This is a genomic window from Archangium gephyra, assembly GCF_042230915.1.
Classification (GTDB): Bacteria; Myxococcota; Myxococcia; order Myxococcales; family Myxococcaceae; genus Archangium; species Archangium gephyra_B.
This window is the reverse complement of sequence record NZ_CP102578.1, coordinates 6,112,367-6,132,914: the sequence shown is the minus strand read 5'-3', so window position 1 is coordinate 6,132,914 and position 20,548 is coordinate 6,112,367. Positions and strand designations below refer to the sequence as shown.

19 protein-coding genes are annotated in these 20,548 nt (G+C 69.1%); 6 read left to right on the top strand and 13 right to left on the bottom strand.

The window, feature by feature from the left end; genetic code table 11:
* Positions 1 to 20: 20 nt before the first annotated feature.
* From NR798_RS23995 to NR798_RS23960, 8 genes are all read right to left on the bottom strand, one after another.
* Positions 21 to 1,151 (bottom strand): PQQ-binding-like beta-propeller repeat protein, encoded by a 1,131-nt coding sequence (locus tag NR798_RS23995; protein ID WP_375764800.1) that lies wholly within the window; start codon positions 1,149 to 1,151, stop codon positions 21 to 23.
* Between the two features lie 40 nt (positions 1,152 to 1,191).
* Positions 1,192 to 1,998: a tol-pal system YbgF family protein gene (locus NR798_RS23990; RefSeq protein WP_375764799.1), complete on the bottom strand. Its 807-nt coding sequence runs from the start codon at positions 1,996 to 1,998 to the stop codon at positions 1,192 to 1,194.
* A 79-nt stretch (positions 1,999 to 2,077) separates the two neighbouring features.
* The gene (der, locus tag NR798_RS23985; protein WP_375764798.1) at positions 2,078 to 3,538 is read right to left on the bottom strand and encodes a ribosome biogenesis GTPase Der; all 1,461 of its coding nucleotides are present in this window, start codon (positions 3,536 to 3,538) and stop codon (positions 2,078 to 2,080) included.
* A gap of 11 nt (positions 3,539 to 3,549) precedes the next feature.
* A complete protein-coding gene (gene era / locus NR798_RS23980; protein ID WP_375764797.1) occupies positions 3,550 to 4,500 on the bottom strand; it encodes a GTPase Era in 951 nt (316 codons plus the stop codon).
* A 143-nt stretch (positions 4,501 to 4,643) separates the two neighbouring features.
* A complete protein-coding gene (locus NR798_RS23975) occupies positions 4,644 to 5,201 on the bottom strand; it encodes a peptidylprolyl isomerase (RefSeq protein ID WP_329725563.1) in 558 nt (185 codons plus the stop codon).
* Between the two features lie 77 nt (positions 5,202 to 5,278).
* Positions 5,279 to 6,109 carry a ribonuclease III gene (rnc, locus tag NR798_RS23970; RefSeq protein ID WP_375764796.1) on the bottom strand — a complete coding sequence of 277 codons (831 nt, stop codon included), beginning with the start codon at positions 6,107 to 6,109 and terminating at the stop codon, positions 5,279 to 5,281.
* 242 nt (positions 6,110 to 6,351) lie between these two features.
* Entirely contained in the window at positions 6,352 to 7,497 is a 1,146-nt protein-coding gene (locus tag NR798_RS23965) for an acyl-CoA dehydrogenase family protein (protein ID WP_375764795.1), read from the bottom strand.
* Between the two features lie 35 nt (positions 7,498 to 7,532).
* A complete protein-coding gene (locus tag NR798_RS23960; protein ID WP_375764794.1) occupies positions 7,533 to 9,062 on the bottom strand; it encodes an acyl-CoA carboxylase subunit beta in 1,530 nt (509 codons plus the stop codon).
* 243 nt (positions 9,063 to 9,305) lie between these two features.
* Between NR798_RS23960 and NR798_RS23955 the strand changes: the two genes are divergently transcribed.
* On the top strand, positions 9,306 to 9,653 hold the full coding sequence (locus NR798_RS23955; RefSeq protein WP_375764793.1) for a YtxH domain-containing protein: 348 nt from the start codon (positions 9,306 to 9,308) through the stop codon (positions 9,651 to 9,653).
* Between the two features lie 99 nt (positions 9,654 to 9,752).
* On the opposite strand, the gene NR798_RS23950 is transcribed toward NR798_RS23955, so the two are convergent.
* The 3 genes from NR798_RS23950 to NR798_RS23940 all read right to left on the bottom strand — a co-directional run bounded on the left by NR798_RS23950 (position 9,753) and on the right by NR798_RS23940 (position 13,364).
* Positions 9,753 to 11,021: an energy transducer TonB gene (locus tag NR798_RS23950; protein WP_375764792.1), complete on the bottom strand. Its 1,269-nt coding sequence runs from the start codon at positions 11,019 to 11,021 to the stop codon at positions 9,753 to 9,755.
* 91 nt (positions 11,022 to 11,112) lie between these two features.
* Complete coding sequence (locus NR798_RS23945) at positions 11,113 to 12,246, bottom strand: dipeptidase (RefSeq protein WP_375764791.1); 1,134 nt, start codon at positions 12,244 to 12,246, stop codon at positions 11,113 to 11,115.
* A 17-nt stretch (positions 12,247 to 12,263) separates the two neighbouring features.
* A complete protein-coding gene (locus NR798_RS23940; protein ID WP_375764790.1) occupies positions 12,264 to 13,364 on the bottom strand; it encodes a HEAT repeat domain-containing protein in 1,101 nt (366 codons plus the stop codon).
* 221 nt (positions 13,365 to 13,585) lie between these two features.
* On the opposite strand from NR798_RS23940, the gene NR798_RS23935 reads away from it, so the two are divergent.
* Positions 13,586 to 14,221 carry a nuclear transport factor 2 family protein gene (locus tag NR798_RS23935; protein WP_375764789.1) on the top strand — a complete coding sequence of 212 codons (636 nt, stop codon included), beginning with the start codon at positions 13,586 to 13,588 and terminating at the stop codon, positions 14,219 to 14,221.
* Positions 14,222 to 14,223: 2 nt separating this feature from the next.
* On the opposite strand, the gene NR798_RS23930 is transcribed toward NR798_RS23935, so the two are convergent.
* Complete coding sequence (locus NR798_RS23930; RefSeq protein ID WP_375764788.1) at positions 14,224 to 15,024, bottom strand: hypothetical protein; 801 nt, start codon at positions 15,022 to 15,024, stop codon at positions 14,224 to 14,226.
* A gap of 136 nt (positions 15,025 to 15,160) precedes the next feature.
* Between NR798_RS23930 and NR798_RS23925 the strand changes: the two genes are divergently transcribed.
* The 3 genes from NR798_RS23925 (at position 15,161) to NR798_RS23915 (ending at position 19,033) form a co-directional block, all read left to right on the top strand.
* On the top strand, positions 15,161 to 15,847 hold the full coding sequence (locus tag NR798_RS23925; RefSeq protein WP_375764787.1) for a trypsin-like peptidase domain-containing protein: 687 nt from the start codon (positions 15,161 to 15,163) through the stop codon (positions 15,845 to 15,847).
* Between the two features lie 12 nt (positions 15,848 to 15,859).
* Entirely contained in the window at positions 15,860 to 18,199 is a 2,340-nt protein-coding gene (locus tag NR798_RS23920) for a hypothetical protein (RefSeq protein ID WP_375764786.1), read from the top strand.
* A 234-nt stretch (positions 18,200 to 18,433) separates the two neighbouring features.
* A complete protein-coding gene (locus NR798_RS23915; protein WP_375764785.1) occupies positions 18,434 to 19,033 on the top strand; it encodes a DUF2239 family protein in 600 nt (199 codons plus the stop codon).
* Between the two features lie 90 nt (positions 19,034 to 19,123).
* On the opposite strand, the gene NR798_RS23910 is transcribed toward NR798_RS23915, so the two are convergent.
* Complete coding sequence (locus NR798_RS23910) at positions 19,124 to 19,396, bottom strand: hypothetical protein (protein WP_375764784.1); 273 nt, start codon at positions 19,394 to 19,396, stop codon at positions 19,124 to 19,126.
* Positions 19,397 to 19,569: 173 nt separating this feature from the next.
* Here NR798_RS23910 and NR798_RS23905 point away from each other — a divergent pair, with 173 nt between their 5' ends.
* Positions 19,570 to 20,523 (top strand): D-2-hydroxyacid dehydrogenase family protein, encoded by a 954-nt coding sequence (locus NR798_RS23905; RefSeq protein WP_375764783.1) that lies wholly within the window; start codon positions 19,570 to 19,572, stop codon positions 20,521 to 20,523.
* Positions 20,524 to 20,548 lie beyond the last annotated feature (25 nt).

Here is a 20,548-nt window from a genome sequence, read left to right as displayed (position 1 = left end):
CCTCTTCGCGGCCCCCTGCGTCAACCGCTCCTCCCGTCCAGCACGAGGGAGTACAGGTAGCCGTTGTTGGACAGCACATACAGCTTGCCGCCCACCACCCGGGGCGGAGCCGAGATTCCCTCTCCCGGGTTCCACGCCAGGCGCGACTGGCCCGTGCGCGGGTCCACGAAGAGCAACGAGCGCTGTGCAGGTACCAGGAGCATCCCCTTGACCAACACCGGCTCCATCCCGGCCCTTTCCTCCAGGGTCTGCGACCAGAGGAGCTTTCCGCTGTCTCCCAGGTAGGCATCCAGGCGGTCATCCCCCGTGGCCACCAGCACGTTGCCGTGCATCACCAGCGAGGTGATGCCCTGGGCCACCGAGTTCCACACCACGTCGCCCGTCTCGGCGTCGAGCGCGTAGAGGCCCCCGGCGTACGAGGCCGCATACACATGGCCCGCCTCGTCCAGCACCGGCGAGGTGTCCACGTCGACGAACTGCGTGGTTCCGCCCGGCGCCAGTGCCTTCTCCCAGCGCACGCTGCCGTCCGCCAGGTCCAGCGACACCAGCGTGCCGTCGGAGAAGCCCACCCAGACCGCCTGCTCACGCACCGCCGGCGTGGACGCCCGGTGGATGGTGAAGCCCGCGGGAGGATCCCTCCGGTACAGCCACGCCAGCTCGCCCGTGTCCCGCTTCACCGCGAACAGGGTGTCGCTCTGCGAGGCCACCAGCACCAGGCCGCCCGCCACCACCGGCGCCGTCGCCAGCGCCTCGCCCGCCATGTACTTCCACTTGGGCGCGCCCGTCTTCCCATCCAGCGCGTGCAGCACGCCGTCGTTGCCCGGCACGTAGGCGATGCCGTCGTCCACCGTGGCGCCCGCGTAGAAGCGGTTGCCCACCGTGTAACGCCACACCTCCGTGCCCTTCGCATCGAAGCTGCGGACGAGGCCATCCCGGGTCAGCGTGAGGACGCGCTCGTTCTTCACGTCATACGCCGGCTGCGCGTGCTCGCGCGGGGCGTACTCGAGCAGCGTGGGGCTGACGAGCTGCCTCCACCAGTCCACCGTGAAGAAGTGGTGGGGAGGCTGCACCGGCGCGGGGGTGACGGGGTTGCCGTACACCGGGACCGTGGTGCAGCCGCCGAGCAGGCCCGCTGCCGCGAGCCCACCCACCCAACGCTTCCACCCGCTCGCGGTGCGCATAGTCAGGCGCTCACCCCGCGTCCGGCGTCAGGTTGGCCGCGGGCGGCGTCTTCGGCTCGGGGATCTTCACCCCCTGAGCGCCCAGCACCGCCAGCCGCTCGGTGGCCAGCCGCCCCGCGGCCGAGGTCCCCTGCGAGGCCTTCAGGTCCGCCAGCAGCTGCGCCGCCTCGTCCTTCTTGCCCTGGGCCACGAGGATGCGCGCCTGGTGGTACTGCCCCATGCCCTGCATGAACTCACCGGCCTCCGCCTGCCCCATCTGCTTGAAGGCCTCGAGCGCCTGGTCCAGCTGACCCTTGGCCTCGTGGGCGTAACCCAGGCCCTCGTAGGCCGAGATCCGCAGCGCAGAGCTCTTCGGAGCCTCCTTGGTGTACTCCTCGAAGGTGGCCAGCGCCCCGTCGTAGTTGCCCAGACGGTACTGGGCCTTGCCCAGCGGCAGCCCCGCCGTCAGCGCGGCCTCGGTGCCCTTGTGGTCCGTCCGGAACTTCGTGAGCTCCGTGACGGTCGTCTCATCCCGCTCCTTCTCGGACTTGAAGGGAGGCAGCTCACCGGGACCCGGCTGCAGCGCCACCCCTTCCACCACCGGGCGCTCCAGCGTCTCCAGCGTCTGGCCGAGCTGCTTGGCCGCCGCCTCCTCGCTCCGGTTGTTGAAGTAATGCACCAGCGCGGCGATCAGCCCACCCACGACGAGCACGACCGCCACGGTGCTGATGATCTGGCTGCGCTTCATCAGCCAGTCACTCGCCTCGGCGCCGTACAGCTGGAAGGCATCGGGAGCGCTGAGCTCCTGCTTCGTCATCTTCTCGGACTTCTCGGCCACGGTGGTTCGCACCTCTGTACAGGGTCGAAGGGCGCGCAATCTACGGAGCGCGCACCCGCAGTGTCAACGCGGACAGCCCTTAATGCTTCGACTTCCCGGCCAGCTTGGGCCGCTTGCGCGCCGCGCGCTTGGCCTGGCCCGGGCGATCCCGGAACAACAACCGGATGGGCACCCGGAGATCGAACGTCCCGCGCAGCTGGTTGGTGATGTACCGCTTGTACATGTCCGGTACACCGTCAGGCCGGTTGCAGGTGATGGCGAACGTGGGAGGCGCCGTCCCCACCTGGGCCATGTAGTACAACCGGAGCGGACCGCGCCCGACGATGGGCGCCGGGTGGTTGTCCGCCATGTGCTCCAACAGCCGGTTGAGCTGCGGCGTGGGCGCCCGGTAGCGGAACTGGACCGCCAGCTCCACCGCCAGCTCCAGCACCTTCTCCACCTTGGAGCCCGTCAGCGCCGAGGTGAACACGATGGGCGCATAATGCACGAACTTCAGCGCGTGCTTGAGGTCCTCGCGGAACAGCTCCTGCTTACGCTTGTCCGTGCTGATCAAGTCCCACTTGTTCACCACGATGACCAGCGCGCGGCCCTTCTCCTCGGCGATGCCGGCCAGCTTCGCGTCCTGATCCACCGCCGGCTCCGTGGCGTCCATCAACAACACCGCCACGTCGCTGCGATCCAGCGACTTGAGCGCCGCCACCACCGAGAACTTCTCCACCCGGTGGGCGATCGTCTTCTTGCGCCGGATGCCGGCCGTGTCCGTAAGGATGACCTTGCGGTCCTTGTACGTCAGCTCCGAGTCGATCGGATCCCGCGTGGTGCCGGGTATCTCGCTGGCCACCACCCGCTTCTGCTTCAGCAGCGCGTTGACCAGGGTGCTCTTGCCCACGTTGGGCCGGCCGATGATGGCCACCCGGATGGGACGATCCTCCTCCTCGGCGGGCGCGGCCTCCTCGCCCTCGGCACCCTCCTCGCCCTCCTCCGCGGCTTCCTCGGCCTTGTCGGCCTGCTCGCGGGCCGCGAGCTCCTCGGGAGACAGCGGGGGCAGCTTGCCCATCACCGTCTCCATCATGGAGCCCACCCCCAGGCCGTGCTCGGCCGAGATGGGGAACACGTCCCCCAGCCCGAGCTTGAAGAACTCGCCGGCGAGCGACTGCATGGTGCCCGATTCGGTGTCCAGCTTGTTGGCGGCCACCACCACCGGCTTGCCACTCTGGCGCAGGTAGGTGGCCACGTCCTGGTCCGCCGAGGTCAGGCCGACCCGGGCGTCCGTCACGAAGATGATGGCATCACACTCCTCCACGGCCAGCTGCGCCTGCTCGCGCACCTGTTGCAGCAGGGAGTCCTTCTCCCCGGGCACGAAACCGCCCGTGTCGATGATGGTGATGTCCCGGCCGTCGTAGTCCACGTCCCAGTAATGCCGGTCGCGGGTGACTCCAGGTTGGTCCTCCACCAGGGCGATACGGCGCCTGGCGAGGCGATTGAAGAGCGTGGACTTGCCCACGTTGGGACGGCCCACGATGGCGACCAGAGGCTTCATGCGCGTACTTCCTACTCGTAACCCAGCTTCTTGAGGCCATCGGGACGCTCGCTCCAGCGAGGCTCCACCCGGACCCGTAGCGAGAGGTACACGTGCGCCCCCAGCAACCGCTGGATGGCCTTGCGCGCGTCCGTCCCGATCGTCTTCAGCATCTGCCCCTGCTTCCCGATGATGATGGCCTTCTGGCTGTCACGCTCCACGTAGATGGAGGCGGCAATCCGGATGAGGCCCGCCAGCTTCCCGGGGGGCGTTCCAGGCGGTGGCTCGCGCTCGGACTCGTCGAAGAAGTCCACCAGCACCGCCGTGGAGTACGGAATCTCCTGCCGGCAGTGACGCAGCACCTGCTCGCGGATGTACTCGGCCACCAGCGTCTTCTCCGCCTGGTCCGTCAGCACATCCTCGGGAAAGAGTGGATCGCCCTCGGGCATGTGCTGGAGCACCGCCTGGAAGAGGTTTTCCACACCGTCGTCGTCCTTCGCGGAGATGGGCACCACCTCGGCGAAGGGGAACTCCTTTCGATACAGCTCGATGAGCGGCAGCAGCACCGGCTTGAGCACGGTGTCGATCTTGTTGATGACCAGGAAGGTGGGCTTGCCCGCCTTCTGCAGCCGCTCGAGGATGAACCGGTTGCCCGGACTCACCTCGGGTTTCTCCGCGATGCCCCCGGGCTCGACGACGAACAGGACCAGGTCCACGTCGTCCACCGCCTGCAGGGCCACGTCCACCATGTAACGGTTGAGCTCGCCCTTGGCCTGATGGATGCCGGGCGTGTCGAGGAAGGCCACCTGCCCCTCCGGCCGCGTCACCACGCCCAGAATCCGGTTCCGGGTGGTCTGCGGCTTGGGAGAGACGATGGCGAGCTTCTCGCCTGTCAGTTGATTGAGCAGCGTGCTCTTGCCCACGTTCGGACGGCCAATGAGCGCGGCGAATCCGCTGCGGTGTGTCTTCTGCTGAGGAGCCATCTAAAGCTTCGAAGGTCGAAGGTGATCAGGAAGCCCCCTCTGGAGGGGGCACCCCAAGAACTACTCGGAACGACATGGAACATCGGACCCGCCGTGACAAGAACCAACCGGGCGGGCAACCGCCTCCAGGGCGGCCAGGACGCCTAGGCCGGCGCGGAGGTGCTGATGGTCAGCTTGCTGATGACCACGTCCTTCCTGGGCCGGTCGCCCGCGCCCTTGGGAATCTCGTTGGCGATGCGGTCGGCCACGTCCTGGCCCTTCACGACCTCGCCGAAGATGGTGTGCCGGTTGTTCAGGTGCGGCGTGGGCACCACGGTGATGAAGAACTGGCTGCCGTTGGTGTTGGGGCCGGCGTTCGCCATGGCCAGCAGGCCCTTCTTGTCGAACCGGCGGCCGCTCTGGAACTCATCCTTGAACTTGTACCCCGGCCCGCCGATGCCCTGACCGAGCGGATCCCCGCCCTGGATCATGAAGTTGCCGATGCAGCGGTGGAAGATCGTCCCGTCGTAGAGCGGCTTGCCCGTCATGCGCTCGCGCGTCCCCGGGTGCACCCACTCCTTCTCGCCGGTGGCCAGCCCCACGAAGTTCTGCACCGTCTCCGGCGCATCCTTCGCGAAGAGCTTCACGACAATCTGACCCTCGGTGGTGTCGAAGGTGGCGTAGAGATCATTGCCCGCACGCGCCTCATCCATCATTCCCATGGCTGCCTCCCAGATTGAAACCCACTAGCGGATGGGCGCGGGACCTTATGCTCCACCCCCCAGGCGGCCAAGCAGTTTCAAGCCGGGGTGTCGTCCTTCGGACCCGGAACCGGTGCCGGCGCCTGCCCGGCAGCCCCCGGAGTCCCCGGATTCAGTGTCCCCGGATCCGGCGGCGCGGCGGCCCCCTGCCCTGGCTTCTCTCCCCGGTCCAGCAGCACCAGGGCCCCATGGGCGGCCGTCTGCTCGGCGTCCTTCTTGCTGCGGCCCGTGGCGCGCGCGTACACGTCCGAGCCCAGCATCACCTCCACCTCGAAGATCTTCTCGTGGTCCGGGCCCACCTCGGAGACGATCTGGTAGCGGGGCGTCAGCTTGAGCCTGTCCTGCGCCGCCTCCTGCAGCTTCGTCTTGTAGTCCTGCCGGCTCAGCGCCTGCGCCACCCCCTCCAGCGCCTCCGCGAAGTGCCGGTCCACCAGCCCCATCACCGGCTCCAGCCCCGAGCCCAGGTACACGGCGGCGAACACCGCCTCCAGCGCGTTGGCCAGCAGCGAGCTCTTCTCCCGGCCACCGCTCAGCTCCTCGCCCCGCCCCAACTGCAGCAGCTCGCCCAGCCCCAGCCGCCGGGCGATGCGCGAGAGGCCCTCCTCGTTGACGATGCGCGCACGCAGCGGCGTCAGCTCCCCCTCCTTCATCTGGGGGAAACGCTCCATCAGCCGGTGTCCCACCGCCAGGTTGAGCACCGCGTCCCCGAGGAACTCCAGCCGCTCGTTGTCCTGGAAGCCCTCGCCCCGGTGCTCGTTGATCCAGCTCTTGTGCGTCAGCGCGGTGAGCCCCAGCTCGGGACGGGGGAACGTCGTCCCCAGCCGCTCTTCCAGGGCCTTCACTCGCTCAGCGGGTTGCAGGGTCGCCACGGCCTCATCCAGTTCGAAACTTCCGCTGCGAAACGGTAGGGTCTCCCCTCCACTTCGAGCAGCACCCTCGGCTCCAGCCCACCCCTCAGGGGGACGAGCCCTCCCTCCCCTCGTTTGCTCCAGGGGAGTCTCGGTATCCCTCTAACACGAACAGGACGAGGGGGCGCCTTCCTGGCCCTCCCCTCGTCCCGTGGCTCCCGTCCGGGCCGTCGCGGCCGGACCCGTGCGCCTCAGGCCTTCTTTCAGGCCTTCTTGAAGACCTCGCGCGCGATGATGGAGCGCTGGATCTCACTCGTCCCCTCGCCGATCTCACACAGCTTGGCGTCGCGCAGGTAGCGCTCGACGGGGAACTCGCGGGTGTAGCCGTAGCCGCCGTGGATCTGCACCGCCTTGTTGCAGGCCCGCGTGGCCACCTCGGAGGCGAACAGCTTGGCCATGGAGGCTTCCTCGCTGTACGGCTGGCCCTGATCGGCCAGGTACGCCGCCCGGTGCACCAGCAGCCGCGCCGCGTCCGTCTCCGTCTTCATGTCCGCGAACATCCAGCGCAGCCCCTGGAACTCGGAGATGGGCTGGCCGAAGGCCGTGCGCTCCCGGGCGTAGCGCACCGACTCCTCCAGGGCGCCCCGGGCCAGGCCCACCGACAGCGCGCCGATGGTGATGCGGCCCTTGTCGAGGATCTTCATCGTGTCGATGAAGCCGTGGTCCACCTCGCCCAGCCGCTGCGAGTCAGGAACCTCCACGTTCTCCAGCACCAGCTCCGCCGTGTCCGAGGAGCGCATGCCCAGCTTGCCGTGGATGGACCGCTGGCTGAAGCCCGGCATCCCCTTCTCGAGGATGAAGGCGGTGATGCCCTTCTGCTTCTTGGCCGGCGACGTCACCGCCAGCACCACGAAGACGCTGCCCACCGTGCCCTGGGTGATGAACATCTTGGCGCCGTTGAGCACCCACTTGTCGCCCTTGCGCACGGCCGTCGTCTTCATGCCCGCGGCGTCCGAGCCGCTGCCGGGCTCCGTCAGGCCCCAGGCGCCCAGGTACTCGCCGGTGGCCAGCTTCGGCAGGTACTTGCGCAGCTGCTCCTTGTTGCCGAACACGCGCAGGTGGCTGGTGCCCAGCCCGTTGTGGGACGCCACGGTGAGGGCCAGCGAGCCGTCGTAGCGGGCGATCTCCTCGACCGCCACCGCCACGGCGAGCGAGTCCATGGCGGCGCCGCCGTACTCCTCGGACACCAGCATGCCCATCACGCCCAGCTCGCCCAGCTCCTTCACCACTTCCATCGGGAACTTCTCGTCCTTGTCCCACTCGCGTGCGTAGGGCTTCACCTTGCGCTCGCAGAAGTCACGAAGGGAGGACTGGAGGGCTCGATGGCTTTCGGGAAGTTCGAAGTCCATGGGGAGATGTATAGCAGAGGGTGGAGGGGGGACCGTCAAACCGGGTAGACGCCGTGCTTCTTCGTCTCCCGGGGCTGGAAGCGCCGGGAATACAACTCATAACGCTGGAGCAACTCGTTGCGCAGCCGGTCGCCCGGGATGATCTCATCCACCACCAGCTCGCTCGCCAGCTTGTAGATGTCCACGTCCTGACGGTACTCGTCCCGGAGCTGCTGGACGTAGGCGGCCCGCTCGGCCTCGGGCTTCTCCTGGATCTTGTTGAAGTAGACGGCGTTCACCGCCGCCTCGGGGCCCATCACGGCGATCATCGCCTGGGGCAGCGCCAGGGTGGCGTCCGGAGCGAACCCCGGGCCGCTCATGGCGTACAGGCCCGCGCCGTACGCCTTGCGCACCACCACGCAGATCCTCGGCACGCTGGCCTCGGACACCGCGGAGATCATCTTCGCGCCCGCCCGGATGATGCCCGCGCGCTCCACCTTGGTGCCGATCATGAAGCCCGGCACGTCCGCCAGGTACAAGAGCGGGATGTTGAAGGCGTCGCACAGCCAGATGAAGCGCGCCGCCTTGTCCGCCGAGTCCACGAAGAGCACGCCGCCCTTGTACTTGGGCTGGTTGGCGACGATCCCCACCGGCCGGCCGTCGATGCGCGCCAAGCCCGTGATCAGCTCCTGGGCGAAGAGCTTCTTCACCTCGAACCAGCTGCCCTCGTCGATCAGCTCGGCGATGAGCGCGTGCATGTCGAAGGGCTTGTTCTGATCCGCGGGGATGATCTCATCCACCCGCTTGCCGCTGGCCTTGGGCTTCTTGGGCTCGGCCCGGGGCGGGGCCTGGGTGAAGTTCTCCGGGAAGTAGGAGATGTACTTCTTGGCCGCCTCGATGGCCTCCTGCTCCGTCTTCACCAGCACGTCGCCCACGCCGGACACCGAGCAGTGCATCTTCGCGCCGCCCATCTCCTCGAGCGTCACCTTCTCGCCAATGACCATCTCGGCCATGCGCGGGCTGCCCAGGTACATGGAGGCGTTGCCGTCCACCATGATGACGATGTCGCAGAAGGCCGGGATGTACGCGCCGCCAGCCGCCGAGGGCCCGAAGAGCAGGCACACCTGCGGCACCTCGCCGGACATGTGCACCTCGTTGTAGAAGATGCGGCCCGCGCCCCGCCGGCCGGGGAACATCTCCACCTGGTCGGTGATGCGCGCTCCCGCCGAGTCCACCAGGTACAGCAGCGGGCACTTCAGCCCCTTCGCCGTCTCCTGGATGCGGAGGATCTTCTCCACCGTCCGAGCGCCCCAGCTCCCCGCCTTCACCGTGGAGTCGTTGGCCATGATCGCCACCGGGCGCCCCGCCACCTTCCCCACCCCGATGATGACGCCGTCCGAGGGCAGCTCCGCGTCCAGGTTGTTGGCGAGCTTCCCGTCCTCGACGAACGTGCCCTCGTCCACCAGCAGCCGGATGCGCTCACGGGCGAACAGCTTCCCCGCCTCCCGGTTCTTCGCGTGGTACTTCTCGGCTCCGCCCTTCTCCACCTGGGCGATCTTCTCGAGCAGCTTCTGATCGAATGACATGGCGCCGGGGGCATACCAGAAAGGTGCTCGCCTGGCTGCCCTCTCCGTTCACTCCCCACCTTGGGCACGGCGCGTCATGGCCTCACTCTGACCGCCAGCCGACGCCCTCCCCCTCCCCTGTCACCAGGACGTTGCCCAGGGGGTTCCCCCCTCGCCCGTCCTCCCTACTTTCCCGTCTCGCAGGGGTGGGTGCCGTGGGGGTGACCACCTCTCGGATTGGCTGTGGCCAAGGAGGAGGACGGAATGTTGTTCGCGAAGAAGGCCAAGTGGGCGGTGAAGAGCGATATCTACCGGAAGCTGCTCGCCCGGAAGATCATGAAGGACCTGCCCAAGTTCGCCAAGAATCAGTGGGACGACTTCGATGCCGATGACATGCTGCGCTACGTGGGCCTCACCACCTACAAGCCCGCCCGCAGCTCGTTCGCCGGCATCGGCGCGTTCTTCATCGGCTGCGCTGTCGGCGGTATCGCCGCCCTCATGCTCGCCCCGAAGACGGGCACCGAACTGCGCACCGACGTGAAGGACAAGGCCATGGGCTACCTCGGCAAGCAGGGCATCAACGTGGGCCAGGAGAAGACCGCCAGCGCCTAGTGCCCGGCTGTCTTCAGCGGCATCGAGGCCCCGGAGGCGTGCACACCGCACGCTTCCAGGGGCCTTTGTTCGTTCAAGCCCCTGGAGTTGTTGGGGTTTTCAGTACACGCGCAGCAACTGGGTCCGGATGTCGAAGTGCGGCCGGCGGAAGTCCGGGATGATCACCTCGCCCCGCGTCTCCTCGAAGTTGCCCGACAGCAGCCCCAAGGGCATCAGTGCCGAGAGGTAGGCCGCGTCCTCGGCGTTGAGCTCGTCGAGCTTCGAGAACCGGATGGTGCGCGAGAAGCTCACGTGCCCGTCGACACCCCAGACGCTGCGCACGTTGCCCTTGGATCTCACCGCGAAGTGCTCCGTCGCGGGACCGAGCGCCTCCAGCGAACTGGGGACACGCTCGATGACGTACGCGTCGAAGAGCGGATTGCCGGAGCTGTCGACCAGCTTCACCCCGAGCACCCGGCCCGTGCGCGACTGCTCCAGCTCGAGCGTCACGTGCAGCGCGCCGGCGGCCTTGTTGTACGTCTCGAACATGTCCACGGCCGAGGGCCTCGAGCGGGCGCGGGCCCCCGCCGTCCCCGAGCGCGCCACGTCTTCCAGCCGATCCGTGCCCGAGGGCTCGCTCACCGCGTCCGGACTGCCCGTGGCGCCGTAACGCCCGGCGCTCTTGAGCAGCTCTCGCAGGCCCTGGCCGCGCTCCGGAGTGGCCTTGAAGAAGTGCTTGAACACGCCCTCGTACGCGAAGAGCGGCGCGCCGCTGAGCCCCTTCTCCAGCGCCTTGTCCATGTCGCCGAAGTAGGGGTCGATGAGGCCATTCTGCACGCGCAGGCTCGCCATGCCGTCATCGAGGAAGCCCTGGACGCGGCCCCGGACCCGCTCCCCGTCCTGGGCCAGAAGCTGCTCTCGCGAGGGCCCATCCCCCGGCCTCCACGTGTGTCCGGTGGAGGCTCCCGGGGTGGCGCTCGTGGAGGGACCCACGGCGAGGCCTCCCAGGCCCGGGAACAGCCGCACCTGGCGCGGCACATCCGGCTCCTCGGGCCCGGTCTCGGGGGGAGGCGTGGCGGGGGGAGTGGCGGCTGGCGGCGGCGCGGCGGCCGTGGCGCTCGGAGGGGGCGGAGCCGGAGGCGGCGCGGCACGCGGTGGCCGCGGTGTGCCACGCGGTGGCCGGGGCGGCTCCATGGCTGGAGGCGGGGCCGGGGGCGGCTCTTCGCGCGGGGGCGGTGCGCGCTCGACCACTTCGATCTGGATTGGCTCCTGACGGGCGTTCAGGAGCGATGGATCGCGCTTCGGCGGCGCCAGGTACAACACGAGCCCCAGGCCCAGGTGCAGGGCCAGCGAGAGGATCAGGGCCTGGAACAGGCGGGAGCGCCGCATCGGACACCCCCACGCTCGCAGAGATGTGCCCTCCATACAAAGGGAGACGCCGTGCGTGCGTCAGGAACCGGTCGGCCCGGCCCCTCCCTCTTCAGCCCAGCGTGTCGCGCAACAGCCGCACGAAGTTGCCGCCGAGGATCTTCTCGATGTCGGCCGGCTTGTACCCCCGGCGCTCCAGCCCCTCGGCGAGGCGCAGCAGCCGATCCGGTCCGTTCAGCTCGGCCACGTGCAGGTGCTGGGGCAACTGCTCCGAACCGGGCAGGCCCTTGTTGCGCTCGACGAAGCGCTTGAAGCCCTCGACGTCCCGCTGAGGATCCTTCCCGCCCGTGCGCAGCACGTTCCCGTCGCTGCCGAACCCCACGTGCTCCACCCCGGCCACCTTCACCGCGTGGTCCACGTGCGCCAGCAGCTCGTCGAGCCCCACCGTGGGCTTGTCCGTCAGCCACACGGACATGTTGAAGACGCCGAACACGCCTCCCTTGTCCGCCAGGGCCTTCAGCGACTCGTCCGGCTTGTTGCGCCCGCTGGCGTACACCGCGCGGCAGCCCGCGTGAGTGATGGCGCACGGTTTCTTCGAACGCTCGATGGCCTCGGCGGTGGTGCGGTCACCACAGTGGGACAGGTCCACGAGCATCCCCAGCTCGTTCATCCGCTCCACCACGCGCTGGCCCAGGAGGCTCAGCCCCGCGTTGCCCGGCTCGCGGTAGGAGTCGCCCAGGGCGTTGCGCTCGTTGTGCGCGATCTGCAGCACCCGCAGCCCCTGGGCGTGGAACAGCTCCAGGTTCTCCAGGTTCTGGTCGTTCACCGAGTACATGGCCGCATCGAGGATTTGCGCGTCCTGGCAGGCCAGCACGATGCCCAGCTTGCGCTCGGCCTTGGCGCGCTGCAGATCCGCGGCGCGCAGCACCGGGAGCAGCTTGCTTCCGGGCCGGCGGAACACTGGCTGCCACTCGGCGATGGCCTGGAGCGCGCTCTGGAAGTTGCGCGGGTACATCTGCATGTCGACGATGGCCGCGGTCATGCCCGCTTCGATGGCCTCGTCCGGATTCAGCTGGGGGCTGTCGTTGGTGAGCCCGTCGATGACCACGGCCCGCCGGTACACGTCCGCTACCTTCGAGGCCGGGGCAGCGGCCCACGCGGGCACCGCCGGGGTGGTGAGCAGCGCCGCGAGACCCTGGAGGACCTCGCGGCGGGATGGACGGGCCGCGGGAGAGGACGGAGTCATGGTGGAGCGCAGCTTACTCAAGGCCGCGGGCCGCGTGCCTGCTCGAACCAGCGGCGCCAGGCCGCCACGTCGTCACCGAAGTCCTGCCCCGCCAGCAGGGCCAGCACCTTGCGCGAGGGCTCGCGATCCAGGTCCGAGCGCATGCTCGCCATCGCCACCAGCACCTCGCCCGCCTTGTCGAGGATCTGCTGCCGGTGGACCGTGCCCTCCACCTCCATGATGTGCACCAGCGTCCAGCACGCCTTGTTGCGATCGGTCGCCAGCGGGTACCAGAGCGCCTCGAGCATGGGCTCGATCGGAACGATGCCGGGCTTCTTCGACTTCTCCTGCGCCGACCCGAGTCGCCGCAGCGCCTCGTTGCGCACCCCCTCGTGCGGGTCACGCACCGACGGGAGGATGGCCTCCACCAGTTGCTCGGGCGAGGACAGGTACGTCAGGAGCATGAGCGCGTTCATTCGCTTGCCGCTGTCCTTGTCCTCGCGCAGCACGCGCACGAGCGCGCCAGCGTTGCGCGGCACTCCGTCGATGAAGCGCTGCTCCATGGGCGCGAGCTCGGGATGATCGAAGCCCCCGTAGCACCCCATCGGCGCCCGGCACGTGCCCATGCCCCACTCGGGAACCGCGCCCTGGTTCCGCAGCTTCCAGAACGTCTTCAGATAGTCCGACCAGGCCGCGAGCAGCCCCTCCGGATCGGCCACCTCGTCCTTCGGCTCGGGGTTGAAGGCCATGCGCCACTCGTCCCCCACGTCGACCAGATCCACCGTCACGCCCATCGTGTGCTTCTGGTCCTGGCCCACCGACATCCGGATGAAGGCGAAGGAGCCCGTCTCGGTGAGCCGCTTCTTGCTCTCCATGAGGTTCCCGATGAACTCCTTCTGCTGCTGCTCGTTCTTCGTGTCCAGCCGCGTGCCCGGAGCCGGCAGCGTGATGAGCTCGAGCAGCTGCTCCTTCGGGACCTTGCGCGAGCCGAAGACCTCCACGCCCTTGAAGACATAGATGGAGTCAGGAGGCCGCGGCGCCTCGGCCTTCGCGGCGGTCTGGGTGGCGGGCGGCGCGGCCTGCTGGGTGGTGGTGGTGCAGCCGGCGAGCAGGGCGAGACTGACGACGAAGCGTTTCATGATTTCCCCCCGGTGCCTGGAAACAGGCACAGGCCGCGCGACTGTAGTGACACGCGCCCCTCCCTGGCGAGGCGAAGTGCCGGACGCCGCACCCGCGCCTCTCCCCTTCCTGGAAGTCTTCACGTGGAGCGGAGCGGGCATCGGACAGCGCTCATCGGACGCTCGCCGCCCACCAGGGCGTGGGCCATGATGCGCGCCCCTCCCAGTCCCCGAGGCTCTCCATGCACTCCGCTTCCACGTTCCGCGTGTGGCCGCTCGCCGCCGCGCTGCTCTCCCTCGCCGTGACGGCTCCGGCGCTCGCTTCCGATCCGAAGAAGCCCGCTCCCGCCGCTCCCGCCCCCTCCCCTGCTCCGGCCCCCGCGCAGGCCACGCCCGCTCCCGCTCCCACCGCCCCCGAGGCGAAGCCCGAGGACGTGGCTACCCCCGAGGCCATCGTGGCCGCGCTCTACAACGTCATCTCCGGACCCAAGGGACAGGCCCGCGACTGGGACCGCTTCCGCTCGCTCTTCGCGCCCGGTGCTCGGATGATCCCCGCCGGCAAGCGCAAGGACGGCACCACCGGCTACCGGCTGCTCTCCCCCGAGGACTACATCACCTCGTCCGGGAAGGTGCTCCTCGAGGAGGGCTTCCACGAGCGGGAGATCCACCGCGTGGAGGAGCGCTTCGGCGCTCTCGTGCACGTCTTCAGCACCTACGAGGCCCTGCGCGGCTCGGACACGAAGCCCTTCATGCGCGGCATCAACAGCATCCAGCTCTTCCACGATGGCAAGCGGTGGTGGTTGCTGACGGTGGCCTGGACCGCCGAGACGCCCGAGCAGCCGCTGCCCGCGAAGTACCTCCCCGCCTCCAAGGGCTGAGGTCAGCGGGCCGCGAGAAACAACAGGAAGAGCCCGTTGAAGCCCAGTCCCACCGAGGCGTGGAGCGGACTGGCCCGCGAGGAGCCGACGGCGAAATCCAGGTGTCCGATCGGTCCCAGGCACAGCTTCAACCCGAGCTCTCCCCCGTAGTTGAGCCCCATGCCGGGAGGTGCTCCGGGCAGCCCGCCGAGCATCACCCGCGCATACGGCACGGCCCAGGTGGACGCGAAGTGCTGGTACCCGATGAAGCCGTTGAGCTCCGTCATCGGAGTGAAGGCGGCGTGGAACCCGAGACTCAGCCGTCGTGACAGGAAGGCCATCGGCTGCACGTTGAAGGTGAGCGCCGGGCCGGGGCTCCCCCGCGAGTCCATCCGGAAGTGGTAGACGAACTCCGTGGCCGGCTTGTCGATCGCGGGCGCCTCGAAGCGCAGGCCCTCGGCGATCTTCACATCCGCGGGCGTCCCCCGGGCCTGGTAGAGGTCCGCCAGCGCCTCGTGGGCCTCCGGCATCTCCTCCAGGTACGCCTTGCGCAGCGGAAGCTCGGCCGCCTCCAGCTCGCCGCGCTGGCGGAGCAACTGGCCCTGCGTGATGCAGCTCATCACGAAGCCGCCCTGGCACGCCTGTCCGTAGGCGGCCTCGGCCTGGAGCTTCTCTCCCCTGCCGGCCAGCTCGTCCCCCCAGTCCACGCACGCGCCCGCGCTGCCCGCCTCGCAGTCCTTCCGCGGATGGTACGCCACCGAGGGCGTGGCACAGGCCGCGGTGACGAGCGGCAACAGCACGGCGAGCCAGACGGAAAGACGCATGCGGCGATGATGCCCGCGTCCGACCCGGCGGGTATAGTCGTCCGCACCAGACACAGGGAGAGGCGATGAGCACCAGCGGCACCCTGGAGACTCTCGGCGGCAACGGTGGAGGTCTGGACGTCTCCCTGCGCGCCCGATGGCACTCCATCCCGGTGACGAGATGATCGGCGGCTGGTCGGCGGCCAACCTCGGCTTCTTCTTCCAGAACCAGCCGCTCGAGGGACACTTCACCCCGGTGGCGGCGGTCGAGGCCTCGGCCTGGAACAGATCCCAGGTGGCCAGTGGCCTGCTGGTGCACCCGAGGCTGGTGCTGACGGTGGCGCACGCCGTGCTGTTCCGCGCGGGAGCCCAGCTCTTCGCCGCCGCCCAGGTGAAGGTGGAGCTGGGCAATGTCCGCGCGTGGGCCGATGCCGTGGTCATCCCCTCGCGCTTCCTCGAGAACGCCGGCTTCATGTCCACCACGGACCTGGCGGTGCTGCGCATGCCCATGGACGTGAGTGGACCGCTCCAGCCGCCCCTGCTCGCCGACTCGGCGAAGGACGGGAACGCCATGCTGTGGGGCTGGACGCTCGTGCGGCCTCGCGCCCAGGTGTCCATCCCCGTCACCGTCACCACCGCCGAGGATGGCAACCTGCGCTACCCCGCCGCCAACCTCCCGGCCTTCAGCGGTGGCCCCCTGCTGCGCAGCACCGGCCCGGGCCAGCCGGACGAGGTCATCGGCCTGCACCGGGCCTTCCACGCCGAAACCCAAGAGGGTGAGGCCATTCCATTCTCCAGCGAGGACGTGGTCGAGGCCATGCGCGCGCTGGGTTTCTCCGTCTAGAAAGGACGCCGTATGCATCCGCGTACCTCGGGTGGCGCCATCCTGGCCCTGCTCCTGCTGTCCACCGCCGCGCTCTCGCAGCCCAGGCCGATTCCCCAGGTGACGGGTCCCGCTCCCGGAGCCCCGGTGGGCGGTGCCGTCGCGCCCCTGCCCACCGCTGGAGTGGAGGCCGGCCCTGGCTCCCCTTCCCCCCTGCTCCAGGACTCGCCGAGTGCCTTCGCTCTGTGGTGGGGAGGCATCCGGAGTCACCTCCCCGGACGCATCCGCACGGCCTGCACCAGCGCCCAGGCCGTCCCCGAGGTCGCGGCCTGGTGCCAGCGCTACCAGGGCCCCAACGCGACGGAGTTCGACGTGGAGGCGGTGTTGGGCTCGGACGCGCTGGTGCTGGCCGCGTACTTCAGTGAGCGCAGGCCGCTCCTCCAGGCGCTCGACGAGCTGGACTCGGCGCTGGAGGCCGTGCGGCGTTCGAAGAGCGCCTCCCGCGAGCAACAGGAGGCGGCGGGTGCCACCTCGGAGCTGTTGGACGCCGCCCGAGGCCAGGTTTCCCTGAACGCGGGCGTGGATGCCTCCACCAGCCTGCCGGGCCTGCTGCCGGGGATCGATCTGAACGCGTTCCTGGACCAGGTCTTCACGGGGCTGGCCGGGGCGCTCCAGGAGCGGGCCGAGGCCGAGGCCGTGCTGTACGTCCTCGTCGAGTTCGACGAGCGCATCTGCACGCAGGAGGTGAAGGATCAGTGGGGCCAGCGGCAGGGGCTCATCCGGGACTGGCTGCCCGCCACCTGCACCGCGGCGCACAACAACGCGTTCGCCTCCACGCTCGGCGCGGGGGGAACGGCCTCGCTCGCGCTGCTGCGCAAGACGGTGGAGGAGGATCTCCGCTCCATCCCCTCACACTTGGTCTTCGAGGTGGTGGCGCAGGCGGAGGGACGCAAGTACGAACGGGCCGCGCCTCCCGTCCGGGACATGGTCGACGCGATGGTGAGCGGCGTGCACCCGGTGCGCGCGCTGGACACGCTGTCGCGCCGGCTCGAGGCCCTTCCCCTGGAGCCCGGCTCGTCCGAGGAGGTCTCGCGGCTCTACACGCGGCTGGCGTGCGTGAGTGGAATGCCCGCCTCCTTCACGCGCTACACCTCGCTGGTGGACGACGCCAACCGGGGCCTCGTTCCGCGGATGGACGCGAACGCCCGGGGCCTGGCCGTGCTGCTGCTCTCGCTGCAGAAGGAGAGCTGTGGCTGGCTGTACGCGCCGGCCGGGAAGCAGTCGCGGTTGAAGGTCTGGGCCGCGCTCGCCCCTCCCCTCTCTGAGTCGGCCGAGGGGGTCTTCACCGTGTCGGCGGACTTGCGGCGGCTGGTGGAGCAGGCGCGGCGGCTCGAGGAGGTGGGGCGCGACGGGAGCCCCGAGCGGATCGCCGAGGCCACCCGGCTGCTGGCCCAGGAGGGGGTGTCGGCGCTCGATGCCGCGGATGTGGCGCTGGACGGACTGCTGCGCCTCAACCGGCTGATGGGGACGTGGCTGGAGTCCTCCGGCTCCGGAGGGCTGGCGCAGGTGGCGGACAACCAGAAGGCCCTGCTCGAGGCCCGGGGGTTCCTCGCCTCGTCCCGGGACGTGCTGCGCATGGTGGTGGCGGCGATCGCCAGGGATCTCTCCACCGTGTACCAGTTGCTGCTCCAGCACCAGGCGGTCTCCATCAAGACGGAGCGGTACGGCGGCTCGGCCGCGGACCGGTGCGTGCAGGACGAGGCGTGGAAGGCCCCGTCGGCGGCGGACCCCGAGGCGCTCACGTCCGAGTGGCGCTGCGAGCGCCGGCCCTGCGTCTGCCTGCCGGACGGCTTCGCCCGGTATGGCGGCCTGCTGGTGTCGCTCGCCGACGCGAAGGACGCGCAGGAGGTGAAGGCCGTGGTGCTCGCCTCGGCCTCGCCGGTGGGCAGCTGGCGGTGGCGGAGTGATCCGGACGTGCACCACTTCGTCTCGCTGGGGGGCCTGGTGGGGTTTGGCGGCAGCTACTCGCTCGCTGGTCCCCGGGAGGGCCGCGTCTCGCCCCGGCTTCTGGTGCCCTTCGGCCTCGACTACCAGATCGGCGGGGCCGGGCTTACCTGGAGCGCGTTCTTCCAGGTCGTCGATCTGGCGGGCTACACCCAGTTCGTCGGCGTGGAGGAGCGCAAGGCGCCACGGGTGATGGAGGCCGTCAGCCCCGGCCTGTGGATCAAGGGGATGATCCCCAAGACGCCCGTCTCCCTCTCGGTGGGCGCGGCGTATGACCTCGACGCGGGCGGCGTGACGCCGGCTCCGGCCTGGCGCTTCAGCGCGGGCCTCGCCATCGATACGCCCCTGTTCCTCCTCTACCGGAACTGAGGCCCCGCCCGGGCCGGCGCCCTCCGTCGGCCCGGGGCGCCTCTGGTTCTACCCGGGAGATATCGAGAAGACCCGATATTGCCCGGGAAATATGTCTTGCTCCTGGATTTTGCCCGGGTGATATTCGTCAGCATGGATTTCATCCTGTGGGATTTGTTTCTACCCGGGTGGTTTTGGGTCCACGGAAAGGAGCCAGGCATGGGCGAGGAAAAACAGAGGAATTACACGGGGTTCGTGGGTCACCGCCTGATCGCGTCGGGAGAGCTGACGGAGGTCGCCCTGAAGGCCAAGGAGTGGCTCGACCGGGGAGACAGCGCGCCGCTGCTGATCTTCGAGGACGAGACGGGCAATGCGGTCGACCTCGACTTCCGGGGGACGCTGTACGAGTTCCTCGACAAGCTGGAGAAGAAGCGGGCCCGGCGAGCCGAGGCCGAGAAGGCCGCGGAGGAGACGAAGCGGGCCGGGCCGGGCCGGCCGAAGCTGGGAGTCGTCTCGCGGGAGGTGTCGCTCCTGCCCCGCCACTGGGACTGGCTCAACTCGCAGCCGGGTGGGGCCTCGGTGACGTTGCGTAAGCTCGTCGAGGAGGCGAAGCGCAACAGCGCGGGCACGGATCGGGCCCGGCGTTCCCAGGAGGCGGCCTACAAGTTCATGTCCACCATGGCGGGAGACTTCCCCGGCTTCGAGGAGGCCTCGCGCGCCTTCTTCGCCAACGACCACGAGCGCTTCGAGCAGCTCATCCAGCCCTGGCCGGAGGATGTCCGCGAGCACGCCCGGCGGCTGGTGGCGATCGCCCGCCGGGACGAGAAGGCCGCGTCGGCTCCAGCCACCCCTTGAGAAGGTGACAGAACAGTCCGGAGCCTCCGACCAAGGGATACCTCGAGGCTCTGGCCCTTCCGCCGGAGGCACGGCGTCAGCAGCAGGCACTCACCAGCAGTAGTCAATCACTTCCTGGGTGTAGGTGCCCTTCGTCGTCCCGTACTTCGTGATGGTGCCGTCACACTGGCAGACCTCACTGCCCACGTTCACGCCGTTCTGGAACCAGTCCCTGATGAACGACATGCGCCCGGAGCAATCCAGGAACATTGGCTGCTCTACACTGTCGATCGATTCGGGAGAAGTCTCCTCCATGGCTCCCCCACCGCAGGCGCCCAGGAACAAGGTAACAAAACAGACGATGACGGCGGGCTTCGCGAACATGGTCGGCTCCTGCCTGACGAGACATGGAGGTCAGGCTCGTCGAGATTGCCCACCTCGCGGCTCGCCGGTAACCCAAAGTGCTACGCCGACGAGTTCCCGCGGGTTGTAGTTGTAAAGAAGCCGTTGCTCAGGACTCCGGATTTGTAACCCGGTCACCTTTCCATGCTCTGCCCATGCCAGTGAAGATCGCCATCCTCGATGACTACCAACGCGTCGCGCGGGGCCTCGCCGACTGGAGCCGCCTGCCGGCCGGAAGCGAGCTCGTCGTCTTCGACCGGCACCTCGGAGAGGGGGCGGAGCTGGTGGAGGCGCTCCAGCCCTTCGAGGTGCTCGTCCTCATGCGCGAGCGCACGCCCTTCCCCGCCGCACTGCTCGAGCGGCTGCCGAACCTGCGCTTGCTGATCACCACCGGCGGGCGCAACGCGGCCATCGATCTGGAGGCGTGCCGGGCGCGCGGCATCACGGTGAGCGGCACGGGCAACGTGGGCGCGCCGACGGCCGAGCTGGCCTGGGGGCTGATCCTGGCGCTGGTCAAGCGCATCCCGGCGGAGGATCGCGCGCTGCGCGCGGGCGCGTGGCAGACCGGCTTGACCGAGGGGCTCGCCGGCAAACGCCTGGGCCTCGTGGGACTCGGGAAGCTCGGGACCCAGGTGGCGCGCGTGGGACTGGCCTTCGGAATGGAAGTGGTGGCCTGGAGCCAGAACCTCACCGCCGAGCGTGCGGCCGAGGCTGGCGTGCGCCGGGTGGAGAAGCAGGAGCTGTTCGCCACCTCGGATGTCGTCAGCTTGCACCTCGTCCTCGGCGACCGGACGCGTGGCGTCGTCGGCGCCGGGGAGCTGAACGCCATGAAGCCCACCGCCTGGCTCGTCAACACCTCCCGGGCCGGACTGGTGGACGAGCCGGCCCTGCTGGCCGTGCTGCGCGAGCAGCGGATCGCCGGGGCCGGGCTGGACGTCTTTCCCGTCGAGCCGCTGCCGGCGCACCACCCCCTGCTCTCCCTGCCCAATGTCGTGCTGACCCCGCACCTGGGGTACGTGACGCGGGAAAATTACACCGTCTTCTACCGCGATGCGTTGGAGGACATCCTGGCCTGGAGGGCTGGCGCACCGGTGAGACTGCTCACCTGACCTGGCTTCCTCCTATGCTCACCTC